The sequence below is a fragment of the Litoribaculum gwangyangense genome, assembly GCF_039543505.1.
GTDB classification, from domain to species: Bacteria; Bacteroidota; Bacteroidia; order Flavobacteriales; family Flavobacteriaceae; genus Litoribaculum; species Litoribaculum gwangyangense.
The window spans coordinates 120,383-132,919 of sequence record NZ_BAABJW010000002.1; the positions used below are offsets into that span (position 1 = coordinate 120,383).

Sequence of the window (12,537 nt, forward strand, 5' to 3'; positions counted from 1 at the left end):
ATTGAAATCAATTACATTTGCACACGCATTACAAAATGCCAAACACGGTGGTTGTAGCTCAGTTGGTTAGAGCATTGGTTTGTGGTACCAAGGGTCGCCGGTTCGAGCCCGGTCTTCCACCCAAAATGAGAAGCCTTTCAAGAAATTGAAAGGTTTTTTTGTTTTAATAAGTACTATACAATTTATATTTTTAGAGAATTAAAATGCAAATTTGTAATATGAAAAGGATTTTATATTATTTTCTATTTTCACCTATTGTTCTTTTTGCTCAAATTAATGAAAGCGATACCCTTAATTTAAAAGCTAAACTTGCTTTAACTGGATTTTGGCAAGGCGGAAATGTAGAGACCCTTATTTTTAGAGCAAAATCAGATTTAAGTTTTATACCTTGGAAAAAATGGGTATTTAAGACTCAAAATTCGTATATATATCAAGAATTTGGCAGAAAAAAGGCCGATGAGGATATCTTAAGCTTGAATTTTCTTTATTTAAATCCAGAGCGTAAAGTATACCCTTTGCTTTTGGGCTTTGTGAGCACTAATTTCAGGAGAGAAATTGATTTGCGCAGTATGTTTGGAGCAGGAGTAACATTTCAAATTTTGAACAAAAACGATAATTGGCTTAAAGTTGCCCTATCAAGTGAATACGAACAAACGGATTTTAAAAAAAGCAATTTTAACCGTTCTGAGTTTAACGGAAATGAATCTATCAATACCTTTCGGGGTACTATTTGGTTAAATGGTAAATACCAACTATTTAAAAATAAACTTATCATAAACCATGAAAGTTATTTTCAACCTTCTCTTGAGCGAAGCAATAATTATAGATGGCAAGCGGATATTGGTTTAGAACTTCCCCTTGTGAAATTTTTAAGCTTTAAAGTGAATTATCTCCACACATTTGAAAGTGTTGTCATTGTAAATCAAAAACAAGAAGATAAGGTATTGACCTTTGGATTTACCCTGAAAAGCTATTGATTATATCATTAACATTTATCAATCTAATTTAATGCGTTCTTCTCTATTTGCCAATTCCCAGGCAGTATGGAATATTAAACGCGAACGGGTTTCCAAAAATTCATAATTAATTTTATCGGGTGTGTCACTTGGTCTGTGGTAATCGGCATGGGTGCCGTTAAAATAAAAGATTACTGGAATATTGTTTTTTGCAAAATTGTAATGGTCCGATCTGTAATAAAAACGATTTGGGTCCTTATCATCATTATAGGTATAATCGAATTCTAAATTGAAATATTTTTTATTAATATCTTCAGAAATTTTGTGCAATTCTTTACTTAATTTATCTGAACCAATTAAGTATAAATAGTTGCCTTTACCTTCATGTTTTGGATCTACACGCCCAATCATATCAATATTCAAATCTGCTACCGTATTGGCTAAAGGAAAAATAGGATCTTCATCCGTATAGTAACGCGAACCATAAAGTCCTATTTCCTCACCTGTTACATGCAAGAATAGGATGGAACGTTTTGGTCCATTTCCTTCTTTTTCTGCAGTTTTAAAAGCCTCAGCAATTTCTAAAATAGCCACTGTTCCCGAACCATCATCATCAGCACCATTATTGATATCGCCATTTTTTGAAACACCAATATGGTCTAAATGTGCGGAAATTACAATGACTTCATCCGGTTTTACAGAACCTTTAATATAAGCCACTACATTTTCGGAGGCTTTAGTGTCTCCCTTAAAATAATCTTCCGGGATTTCTTGAAAATAATTACCTTCAGCAATGGGAGAAGAAATATTATTTGATTCATAATAGTTTTTTAAAAACTCTACTGCTTTTTTTTGTCCTGGTTCACCTGTTCTTCGTCCTTCGAATTCATCAGACGCATAAGTATATAGCATGTCCTTAAGTTCTGCAGCGGTTATAGTGCTCGCATAAGTTTCTGGATTTGCTGTTATTTCAGATTTATTTTCTTTTTGATAAGATTTACAGAATAATAGTAAAAAAGCAAAACTGATAAGAATTATTGGATGTTTCAAGTTTTAAAAATTAGTTGTTAAACTACGATATTACGAAAATGTATTTACAGAATGGATATGTTGACCTTATTTTAACAATTCATGGTACTCATCAATGACTAGTCGATGATCTTGATTGGCAATTTGCCAAGCCGTAGCGAAAATGAGTTTAGTTCGTCTTTCGAGCAAGGGATAGTCTATTTTGTCTGGAGTATCTGATATTTTGTGATAGTCTTCGTGTTCACCGTTGAAATAGAAAATAACAGGAATGTTTTCTTTTGCAAAATTAAAGTGATCAGAACGTGAATAATAATTGTGCCCATCTTTTACTTTATTGTATCTATAATCAATGTTTATATTAAATAAAGAATGATTAACTTTTTCTGACACATAATGAAGTTCTTTGCTTAACATATTGGATCCAATCAAATAAATATAATCCTTGTTATTTTCATGTAGGTCATCTACCCGACCAATCATATCGATGTTTAAATTACATAGCGTACTGTTTAAGGGAAACACGGGATGTTTTACATAAAATTCAGAACCAAGCTTGCCAATTTCTTCCGCAGTTAAATGAAGAAATAGAATGCTTCTTTTAGGCCCAACCCCATCCATTTTAGCAATTTTAAAGGCTTGAGCCATTTCCATAAGTGCAACGGTTCCAGAGCCATCATCATCCGCACCTCTATAAATTTCACCATTTTCGTTAACCCCTAAGTGATCTAAATGCGCAGAAATTATAATCACTTCATCTGGTTTTTCAATACCTTCAATAAATGCCAATACATTTTCAGTACTTTTATTGATTTTAGGAAAAATGCTGGCAGGTATGGTTTGATAATAGTTATCACCACCAAAGGGGGATTCAATACCTTCTTTTATATAGTATGTTTTTAAAAATTCTGAAGCTAACTTTTGACCAGGCTCACCAACTTTTCTTCCTTCGAAATCCATAGATGCGAATTTGTATAAATGCTTTTTTAATTCTTCCGATGAAATGGTGTTAGAATATTTAACAATTAAAGTACTGTCAACGAGCTCAATGTTGTCTTTTAAATTTTGAATTTTTACGGTGTATTTGGGAGTTGCGCAAGTACCTACTAGAATAAAGAATGAGAGAATAAAAAAGGTTTTCATGAATTAATTTAATAGGTTTTTATCCCTTGTAATTTTAAATAAAATCATTCCCTGTGGCTAGAAAATCTTTTATTTATAGTTATATTATAATCTTAAAAACAAATATAATCATTATGAAGAAAAAGCTTATTTGTCGGTAGAAATATTTTCAATATTAGTATTCTCAATTTCGATATCTTCAATGTCTAAATCTTCCAATTCTTCAATGGCTTCTTCCTCAAGTTTGGTCTCAGTGGCTTCTAAAACCTTTGTGCTAGCTACTTTTGTTTCCATAAAAATAGCTTTATAGGTGGTGATTCCGAGGGCCATAATAATTAACAAAAATATGAACTGAATTATTTTTTTAATGTCTCCAGATTTTTTTGATAGGTAAAATGCTATAATAACAAACAAAAGTCCTATTACAGAAGGAAAGATAGCTAAGTTTGATATTGGCAATACAGAAAATATGATTGCTAAGATAGCGGCAATTAATGCTAAGATTGTAAATACTTTTTTCATTATATTATCTTCTAATTTTTTAACCCCGAAGCCGATTTTATTTTTAATTCTCCATTACCCACGGGTATTTTAAACTTGCCATAAACAGGTATTTTGTTTAAATCGGCTGTTAGCCACAAAAAATTATTGTTTTTTCCTTGAAGCACATCTGTTTGGCTCGATCCTATGGCCAATTTATAGCACTCCTTTTTTCCAAGAGCTGTTGATATGGATTCTTTGCCTAAATAGGTAATTTTTCCAATTATTTCTTCCCTATCAAAAATAATAGGTAGGGTTTTGCTCGTTCCAATTACCATATCTTCAAAATCATATAATCTTATATAATATATCGTTGAAACGATATCTTTTGTTCCAGAATTTAGACTAACGATTTTATCTTCAACATTGTTATTCTTTTTTTTCTGAACCGTTTTAACAGTATTGGTTTTATAGTCATAAGTATATTTCATGTTTTTATAATAGTTACCTTCATTTATATCTCTATTGTATAGATATGGAGATAGATTTTTTGGGTTTACATAGCTCTCATATAAATCTCTTATCTTAAAAAAATTATCCCATTTACTATAGGTTGTAGCAGTACATTTCAACCTTAAAAGTGTTGCTTTAGATGTTTTTACATCAGAAGTTTCCATGATTACTTGAGCAATATCTGTCAAAACTCCAGACATATTATAAGAAGCTGTAAACACTAGTTTCTCGCCAGAACCAATGGCATTATTTTGAGCGTAAATGGATGTTTGAAATAAGAAAAAGAATATGTACAAAAAAGATATTCGTAGCATGAATATTAATTTTAGGTTTTAACTTACCAATTGGCATTTATTGTGCCGAAAATACAATGCTTTAAATTATTATACTAATTTTTTTAGGATATAGAAGGCAACTTATTTTATAGATGACATTTATCATAGTTTAGGCAATCAGGGTATGGTATTTTTACTTTAAAATCGTTTAGATTTTTTTGATGAAATGACATTTAACAAGTTTTTAAAAAACGATGTATTAAATAAGGAATATTTAAAATTTTTAATGAGAGAACGTTATGGTTATATATGTTCTGAATTTTAAAATTAGCTAAAAAAATAATAATTACTAAAATATTAACTCGTGAAAAATATTTTATTACCCACAGATTTTTCAAAGAATTCAATCAATGCGATTAATTATGCTGTAAAGTTATTTGAAAGTATTGATTGTAATTTTTATATACTTAATGTGCAAAAGGCTTCCTCGTTTATTTCAGATGATTTAATGTCTGTCTCAACATCGGCTACTATTTATAATACATTGGTTGATGCAGCAAAAAAATCAATTATAAATATTATTTCCCAAATAAATAAACGTTCTCAAAACAAAAACCACACCTTCCATTCGATAGTAGATTATGATAATTTTATAGATGCCATAAATCAAACTTCAAAAATTTATGGAGTAGATTTAATTATTATGGGAACAAAGGGGGCATCTGGTTTAGAAAAAGTAGTTTTCGGCAGTAATACCGTTCATGTTTTACAACGTTGTGACATACCAGTTTTAGCAATTCCAACAGGGTGTAAGTTTAAAAAATTAGATACCATAGCTTTTACTAGCAGTTTTAGATCATCTTATTGTATTGATGATTTATTGCCATTAAAAGAATTAGTTTTCTCAAACAATTCAAAACTTAAAATTTTGCATGTTGTTGAAGATTATAATTTTCAAGAAAAATTGGAGGAGAATATTGAATTTTTTGAAAATAATTTTCCTCAGGTTATTTTTGACCGTATCATGTCTGATGATAAAGATATTTATAATGTAATTCAAGATTATATTGTAAAAAATGAAGTGAAAATGATTGCCATGGTCGGTAAAAAGCATTCTTTCATAAACAGATTGTTTACTAGACATTCAGTGGAAACTTTAGCTTTTAATATCGATATTCCATTTTTAGTCATGCATAGGTCTAAAGATTTGGCTTAAGTCTTGATGATTCATATTGAAGAATAAATCTTATATTTTATCTAAAAATTACTGTTTAAATAAATTTTTGCAGTAATATAGATTAATATAAAATAATCTGATGTCCTATAATCAAAGTAAATCGTCTCAAAGCTTAATAATTAATAAAAAACAAATTTCTAAAAGTATTATTATTATATGGGGCGCCATTATAATTTTTTTAGCATTAGCAGATGTTTTTATTAACCATTTTGAATGGATATCAAGTGGAGCTATTCAAAGGTTAGTTAATATAACACGTGATGATGGTTTGCCTAATTGGTTTTCGAGTATTCAATTACTTTTTATCAGTATTGTTGTTTGGTGTATATTTTTAAGTTTAAAATATTCAAAACCTAATTTGATGAAAAAAGGCATTCATGGCTGGGGATGGTTAATAATTGCCTTGTTTTTTATGTATTTAGCTGTTGATGATGGTTCTAAAATGCATGAGCGCATTGGCACTTATTTTAGTGACAAAATGGAATTTTTACAAACTTACAATCCTGGATTTTTATCTGGAATTTATGATGTTTTTCCCAGTTATGGATGGCAGTTTGTGTTTGTACCAATATTTGGTGCAATAGCTTTGTTTATATTGTATTTCTTGTATAAAAATCTGGAGTCTAAAAGACAAATTATTTATATAGTCTTAGCTTTTGGATGTTATGTAGCCTCAGTAGTATTAGATTTTTTTGAAGGCATGGATGAAAGCATTTATGATCCAATAATGGCTCTTTTTGATACAGGGCTGCATCCTGTGCAACATTTTTCTAAATTAATTGAAGAAATTTTTGAAATGGTTGGTAATACCTTATTCATGCTTGTTTTTACTAAGCAATTACTAAATATTGCTGAAAAATGGAAAATCCAGGTAGTTGATTTAATAGACAGTGACTAGGTTGTGTTTTTAATTTCTTAGGGTTTTAAATATTTCCTTGAATAGTAAACTACTGTTATTGTATGTTTTTGCAAAGTAACTTGAAGGTACTTTATCTCGAATTTTTGTAACATTTTTTTTATTGATGCGTCATATAAGTATCAATCAAAAAATAACCATCATGAGACAAGATAATCAACTTTTAGTCATTACTCATCTTAGTCAATTAATAACGTTAATCACAGGTTTTGGAAGCTTAATATTACCATTAATTCTCTGGCTTACACAAAAAGATAAAGTGTACCAAATGGATGAACATGGTAAAAACATAGTAAACTTCCAATTGAGTTTAATAGTATATTGTTTGCTGTGTATCCCTTTAATTCTATTCTTTGGATTGGGCATTTTAGGATTTATAATCCTTGGGATAATATCTGTGATATTCCCTATTATTAACGCTATTAAAGCTAGTAGAGGCGAAAACCCAACATACCCTTTATCTCTTAATTTTATTAGTTAGTTTAGTTCGAGATAAAACAAAAGCTCACCTTTTGGTGAGCTTTTAATTTTGCTAAAGCAGTAATCTATGATTTTGGTTTAGTTGGTATAATGTGTTAAAAAGATTTTACTTTAGCAGAAAAAATTAGTTATTCAACATCACTGGCATTACCAACATGGTAACTTGTTCTCCTCTATCTAGGCCATCAATGGGTGTTAAAATACCAGCTCTATTGGGCATGCTCATTTCAAGTTGAACTTCATCTGAACTTAAGTTATTCAACATTTCAGTTAAGAAACGAGAATTAAACCCTATTTGGATATCATCTCCTTGATAATCACAAGTTAAACGTTCTTCCGCTTTGTTGCTATAATCGATATCTTCAGCAGAAATATTTAATTCAGCTCCTGCAATTTTTAAACGTATTTGATGGGTTGTTTTGTTTGAAAAAATACTCACACGACGAACTGAATTTAAAAATTGATTTCTGTCAATCACTAATTTATTTGGATTTTCTTTTGGGATAACCGCTTCATAATTAGGATATTTCCCATCAATTAAGCGGCAAATAAGCTCTGAATTTTCAAAAGTGAATTTAGCGTTACTATCATTATATTCAATTGTGACATCTTCTTCACTGGCAGCTAAAATGCCTTTTAAAAGATTGAGAGGTTTTTTAGGCATGATAAACTCAGCAGACTGATTAGCCTTTACATCTTCACGCGTATATTTAACCAATTTGTGAGCATCAGTAGCTACAAAGGTCAATCCTTCTGTAGAGAACTGAAAAAACACACCACTCATTACTGGACGCAAATCATCATTTCCAGCAGCAAATATGGTTTTGCTAATGGCCGTAGCTAAAACGTCCCCTGTTACAATAGTTTTGCTAGGATCTTCTAGTGCAACCGCTTTTGGAAATTCATTACCATCCGCATAAGCCAAAGCATATTTACCATGGTTAGAACTTATTTCAACAGTATTGTTGTCTTCAACAACAAAAGTTAAGGGCTGTTCAGGGAAGGTTTTTAAGGTATCGAGCAACAAACGTGCTGGTAAAGCAACACTCCCTTTGCTTTCACTTTCAACATCTAATTTGGATGCCATAGTGGTTTCTAAATCACTCGCCGATACGGTTAATTTATTTTGGTCTAATTCAAATAAGAAATTATCTAAAATAGGTAAGGTGTTCGAGTTGTTTATAACGCCTCCTAAAACTTGTAATTGTTTTAATAAATAGGTACTTGATACTATAAATTTCATGCGTTTAGCTTAGTTTTTATTATAAATATGCCAATTACAAATATATCCCATACAGTCTATATTTGGAAACAAACTTATTAACATTTAAGATGCGTATTTTTTCTTTCTGATGTAATTAAAAACAAATCCTAATATACCCAATAGTGCTAGAGGAAGCCCCATGTTTATAAGTTGCCACTTGGTTTTTTCTTTTGCTATTTTTTGTTGATCTAAAAACGCTACAGCTATTTCTTTGGTTCGAATGTTTATAAGTCCATCATCATCTAATAAGTAATTAACGGTATTCAGTAAAAATTCTTTGTTTCCGTAAGTTTGACCTGTCCATCTATCAAATCCCAATTCTTGAGGCACGTTTCTAACCACATCATTTTTTATGATATTACCATCTGCAATTACTACCATTTTTGTGGATATGCTTTTGTTTTTTTCGTTAGAAAGTTTGAAAGGTTTAATTCGGTTGCTATATACTGAATTAAATTCACCTTCTAAAAGCACAGCAAGGGTTAGGTTACCCTTATTGAAGGTTGAAGGGTCTTGCTCTTTAGTAACCAATTCTAAACTAATTTCTCGAGGTGTACCTTCTAGTTTTGTTAATGGTGCAGTCTCTAAAAGAATGGTTTTTTTGATATTATTTTTAAGTGTATCAATCTGGTTAGCAAAATCAAACTTTACTAAATTTAAATTGGTCACTATCGGGTGTTTTCCACTAGATGATGCCAATGGCGAATAAGGCCATCTTAAATTTTGAAACTGCGATTCGCTGCCACTTCCCATTGCCAAAGTAATGGGGGCAGAGTATAGGGAACTAACAATAACCGGATTTATTCGAACCCCATATTTAAAGAAAAAATCGGTTAGGTTTAAATCTCTGGATACGGCAAAATTTCTACCTGCATCGTTATAAAGGCTGTCCTTTTCCATAATCACTGCATCAATTAACCAAAGACTTTTTCCGCCGTTCATGGTGTATTGATCGAGTACTAGTTTTTCTTCCTCGGTAAATGCTTCCGTTGGCTTTGCCGATATGATTAAATCGAATTTCTCTAAGTCGTTCAGGGTTTTTTGTGGGTTAGTAGAAACACTATCTAAAGTAAAAGGAGCTATAAAATAGTACTCACCAATTTTCTTCACGAAATCTACTATGTATTTATCTACTAGCTGTTTGTTACCTTTTAAAATGGCTATTTTTCGAGACTTAGGTTTGGTAAGTTTATTAAATCCATCTGCAAAAGCGTACTCCAAATGTTGCACGGAATTTGAAACCAGTTCTTGTTGGGAAGCACCAATTTTGTTTTTAACCAATGGGATAATAACCGTTTGCTCATTATAACTTGCTAATGCCCAAGGAAAAATAATAGCTTGAGACGATTTACCGTTTTCCTGAACACTTAACTGCATGGGTGTTAATCCGCGCTGTGTTAGTTGCTGAATATTGCGTTCGCGTGTGGCCTCATCTTGTAATGGATTGATAAAATTGAAAATGATGTTGTTGTTAATTGCCGAAAATTCTTCGAGTAATTGTTTGGTTTCATTTTGAAGTCGTCTAAATTCCGAAGGGAAATCATCACCATCTAAAAATACATCGACCACTATAGGCGATTCCACATTATTTATAATATTTATAGCAGATTCACTTAACGTATAGCGCTTGTCTGAAGTTAAATCGAAACGTTTATAAACCTTATTACCAATAAAATTTATGGCAATTAAGGCGATTATTAAGATGGATATATATTTTAAATTTTTATTCAAACTTTTGTTCTAATTGGTATTGATGTACTTTTTTTACGGTATTATTATTAAATTCAAGTTCGATACATTCTTGCATGTAATTTAAAGCACCTGGTTTAAAGCCTAAATTATAATTCCATTTATCTGGTGAATTTGCTTTAAGGGAATCATCCCATCCATACCATTCGGCTGTTCCCAAAAGGGTTTCAACTTCGGTTTTTGTTTTTCCAATAAAGAGACTGTCTTTAATCATATTGCCACTCATTTCATAACGTAAAGCGGGTTTATCTCTCCATGCTTCACCATCAAAATACTTTTGGTGATGGTAACTACTGAAAATATTTAGAAGCGGATAAAACACATAAAAATAAACGATAGGGGTTAACACTAGGCTTATTAAAAAACTCAACCATTTACGTTTATCTATGGTGTTAGTAAATAACCAAACTAGTATAAAAACTAGCACTAAAAAAACAAGATATAAAGGTGTATATATCATTTTTCTTCCTTATTGATATTGAGTTTTGTTAATACTAGAAATAGAATCGTGATGCTTAAAAAATAAATAATATCCCGTGTATCCAATACACCTCTACCCATACTTTTAAAATGTGTACTCATCCCTAATTGATCTATAAAATTACTTGAAGTAAAATCTGCAACACCCTCAAAACCAATGTAAAATACAAAACAAATAAACACTGCTGATATAAAGGCCACAATTTGATTGTCGGACAATGTAGATGCAAAAACACCAATAGCTGTATATGCCGCCACTAAAAATAAAAGACCAAAATAAGAACCTAATACGGTTCCCATATCCAAATTTCCAACGGGATTTCCCAATTCGTAAACCGTATACACGTATATTAAGGTTGGTAAAAGAGCTATTAATATTAAAATAAAAGCTCCAAAATATTTCCCCAAAACAATATTTAAGTGTGAAATTGGTTTTGTTAGTAAAAGCTCTAAAGTACCTTGTTTTTTCTCATCTGAAAAACTGCGCATGGTAACGGCAGGAATTAGAAAAATTAAAATCCAAGGTGCCAGTAAAAAAAAGGATGATAAATCGGCAAAACCGTAATCTAGAATATTAAACTCTCCCTTAAAAAGCCATAAAAACAAGCTGTTTAGTACTAAAAAGATGGCGATAACTAAATAACCAATAGGCGATGAAAAAAATGAATTTATTTCTTTTTTTAAAATGGCTAACATTTATTTAGTAAAAGTTAAAAGTTAAAAGTTAAAAGTTAAAAGTTAAATATGGCATTATTTCCTAAAATCAAATACCATTATTCTAAGGTTTCTAATTTTTCAACACTCCAAGCTTTAGCAGGTTTACTAAAAAGTGGTTTGGTTTTAGACCAAACCGTGTTAAACAATTCAGATTTTCTATACCGTTCTAATGCTTCTTCATTCTCCCAATAACTATAAGTAAAAAAGACAGTTGGATCGTGGGCATCTCTGTAAAGTTCTAAAAATTTACAGCCCTCAAAATTTCTAATTTGTTTTTTGGTGTCATTAAAATTTAGGAGAAATGATTGAACGTTTTGTTTATAAAATCCCATCTTTACTATTCTTACAAGCATACATCTGTTTTTTTATTAAAAATCATTGGCTTTCGTAACATTTTGCGAAATTTCCATTCCTTTAGGAATGATTTGTGTTGGAATAAAATGAACACTAACCGCATCCATTAATCCCAATCCTAAAAGAGTTGATGCACTTCCTACAGTATCACTATTACTCTTATAAACCGCTATTTCAAGAAAATCACCCGAGTTGAAAACTACTAATTTTCTGCCTTCATCATTTCTTTGGTTTTCGGGAATATCAAAATTAACAAAGTCACTATATTTATTGTATATTTTTTTAAAGGTATAGTTACGTGCCGATATTTCAAAATCACGTCCTTTTTGAATACTTTCAAAAAAACTTCGTTTAATATTAGTTACAACATTTCCATAATTATCAATATAAACAACACTTCCTATAATTTGTGTTTTATCATCATTGACGTAAGGCACAATATTTTTTATAGGCTTAATTTTCGGTATTGTTTTTCCAACCACATCCAAAGTGCCACCCCTTGCAATGTGGCAAGCCACTTTTACAAATACATCTAAAACAGGAAAACTACTTTGTATTTTATCGTGTATATTAATTTCAACAATTTTTTCTGGGGCTATTTCAGCGCAAATCATACTCATAATCCCATTATTAGCACATATAAAATAATGGTCGTCCAACTTAATGGCAATATGTTTATTTTCAGGATTTATTTCTGAATCAACACCAATGATATGGATAGTACCCTTGGGAAAACTAGGATAAGCATTCTGAATGATATATGACGCTTCAGGAATATTGAATGGTGAAATGGAATGTGAGATATCAACAATTTTAACATTAGGTAATTCACTATATATGGCGCCTTTTGTTGCGCCAGCAAAGTAATCTTTTTCACCAAAATCGGTCGTTAATGTTATGATTGCCATTGGCAAAATTGTTGATATGTTTTTATGAGAGTATCTCTCAAATTTATGTATTTTTGATCA

General features: G+C 30.9%; 14 protein-coding genes and 1 tRNA gene. 5 read left to right on the top strand and 10 right to left on the bottom strand.

Going from position 1 to position 12,537, the window contains the following annotated elements; genetic code table 11:
• The first annotated feature begins 46 nt into the window (after positions 1 to 46).
• Together ABD963_RS06140 and ABD963_RS06145 are read left to right on the top strand one after the other, a co-directional pair.
• Positions 47 to 122, top strand: a tRNA-His gene (locus tag ABD963_RS06140).
• 96 nt (positions 123 to 218) lie between these two features.
• A complete protein-coding gene (locus ABD963_RS06145; RefSeq protein WP_345276076.1) occupies positions 219 to 977 on the top strand; it encodes a DUF481 domain-containing protein in 759 nt (252 codons plus the stop codon).
• A gap of 18 nt (positions 978 to 995) precedes the next feature.
• On the opposite strand, the gene ABD963_RS06150 is transcribed toward ABD963_RS06145, so the two are convergent.
• From ABD963_RS06150 to ABD963_RS06165, 4 genes are all read right to left on the bottom strand, one after another.
• Positions 996 to 2,006 (bottom strand): M28 family metallopeptidase, encoded by a 1,011-nt coding sequence (locus ABD963_RS06150; protein WP_345276077.1) that lies wholly within the window; start codon positions 2,004 to 2,006, stop codon positions 996 to 998.
• Between the two features lie 66 nt (positions 2,007 to 2,072).
• The gene (locus ABD963_RS06155; protein WP_345276078.1) at positions 2,073 to 3,125 is read right to left on the bottom strand and encodes a M28 family peptidase; all 1,053 of its coding nucleotides are present in this window, start codon (positions 3,123 to 3,125) and stop codon (positions 2,073 to 2,075) included.
• Between the two features lie 126 nt (positions 3,126 to 3,251).
• Positions 3,252 to 3,626 (bottom strand): FUSC family protein, encoded by a 375-nt coding sequence (locus ABD963_RS06160; RefSeq protein WP_345276079.1) that lies wholly within the window; start codon positions 3,624 to 3,626, stop codon positions 3,252 to 3,254.
• A gap of 11 nt (positions 3,627 to 3,637) precedes the next feature.
• Positions 3,638 to 4,411, bottom strand: coding sequence for a DUF3108 domain-containing protein (locus ABD963_RS06165; RefSeq protein ID WP_345276080.1), 774 nt, complete (start codon positions 4,409 to 4,411; stop codon positions 3,638 to 3,640).
• 325 nt (positions 4,412 to 4,736) lie between these two features.
• On the opposite strand from ABD963_RS06165, the gene ABD963_RS06170 reads away from it, so the two are divergent.
• The 3 genes from ABD963_RS06170 to ABD963_RS06180 all read left to right on the top strand — a co-directional run bounded on the left by ABD963_RS06170 (position 4,737) and on the right by ABD963_RS06180 (position 7,006).
• Positions 4,737 to 5,588: a universal stress protein gene (locus ABD963_RS06170; RefSeq protein WP_345276081.1), complete on the top strand. Its 852-nt coding sequence runs from the start codon at positions 4,737 to 4,739 to the stop codon at positions 5,586 to 5,588.
• A gap of 100 nt (positions 5,589 to 5,688) precedes the next feature.
• The gene (locus ABD963_RS06175) at positions 5,689 to 6,507 is read left to right on the top strand and encodes a hypothetical protein (protein WP_345276082.1); all 819 of its coding nucleotides are present in this window, start codon (positions 5,689 to 5,691) and stop codon (positions 6,505 to 6,507) included.
• 160 nt (positions 6,508 to 6,667) lie between these two features.
• Positions 6,668 to 7,006: a DUF4870 domain-containing protein gene (locus tag ABD963_RS06180; protein ID WP_345276722.1), complete on the top strand. Its 339-nt coding sequence runs from the start codon at positions 6,668 to 6,670 to the stop codon at positions 7,004 to 7,006.
• Positions 7,007 to 7,129: 123 nt separating this feature from the next.
• Here ABD963_RS06180 and dnaN read toward each other — a convergent pair whose 3' ends face one another.
• The 6 genes from dnaN to ABD963_RS06210 all read right to left on the bottom strand — a co-directional run bounded on the left by dnaN (position 7,130) and on the right by ABD963_RS06210 (position 12,477).
• A complete protein-coding gene (gene dnaN, locus ABD963_RS06185) occupies positions 7,130 to 8,248 on the bottom strand; it encodes a DNA polymerase III subunit beta (protein ID WP_345276083.1) in 1,119 nt (372 codons plus the stop codon).
• An 84-nt stretch (positions 8,249 to 8,332) separates the two neighbouring features.
• Positions 8,333 to 10,000: a gliding motility-associated ABC transporter substrate-binding protein GldG gene (gene gldG, locus ABD963_RS06190; protein ID WP_345276084.1), complete on the bottom strand. Its 1,668-nt coding sequence runs from the start codon at positions 9,998 to 10,000 to the stop codon at positions 8,333 to 8,335.
• A complete protein-coding gene (locus ABD963_RS06195) occupies positions 9,993 to 10,478 on the bottom strand; it encodes a hypothetical protein (RefSeq protein WP_345276085.1) in 486 nt (161 codons plus the stop codon). Before ABD963_RS06195 ends, gldG begins: the two co-directional genes overlap by 8 nt.
• Positions 10,475 to 11,194 carry a gliding motility-associated ABC transporter permease subunit GldF gene (gene gldF / locus ABD963_RS06200; protein ID WP_345276086.1) on the bottom strand — a complete coding sequence of 240 codons (720 nt, stop codon included), beginning with the start codon at positions 11,192 to 11,194 and terminating at the stop codon, positions 10,475 to 10,477. Before gldF ends, ABD963_RS06195 begins: the two co-directional genes overlap by 4 nt.
• A gap of 77 nt (positions 11,195 to 11,271) precedes the next feature.
• On the bottom strand, positions 11,272 to 11,568 hold the full coding sequence (locus tag ABD963_RS06205) for a putative quinol monooxygenase (RefSeq protein ID WP_345276087.1): 297 nt from the start codon (positions 11,566 to 11,568) through the stop codon (positions 11,272 to 11,274).
• Between the two features lie 15 nt (positions 11,569 to 11,583).
• Positions 11,584 to 12,477, bottom strand: coding sequence for an SAM hydrolase/SAM-dependent halogenase family protein (locus tag ABD963_RS06210; protein ID WP_345276088.1), 894 nt, complete (start codon positions 12,475 to 12,477; stop codon positions 11,584 to 11,586).
• Between the last annotated feature and the right edge of the window lie 60 nt (positions 12,478 to 12,537).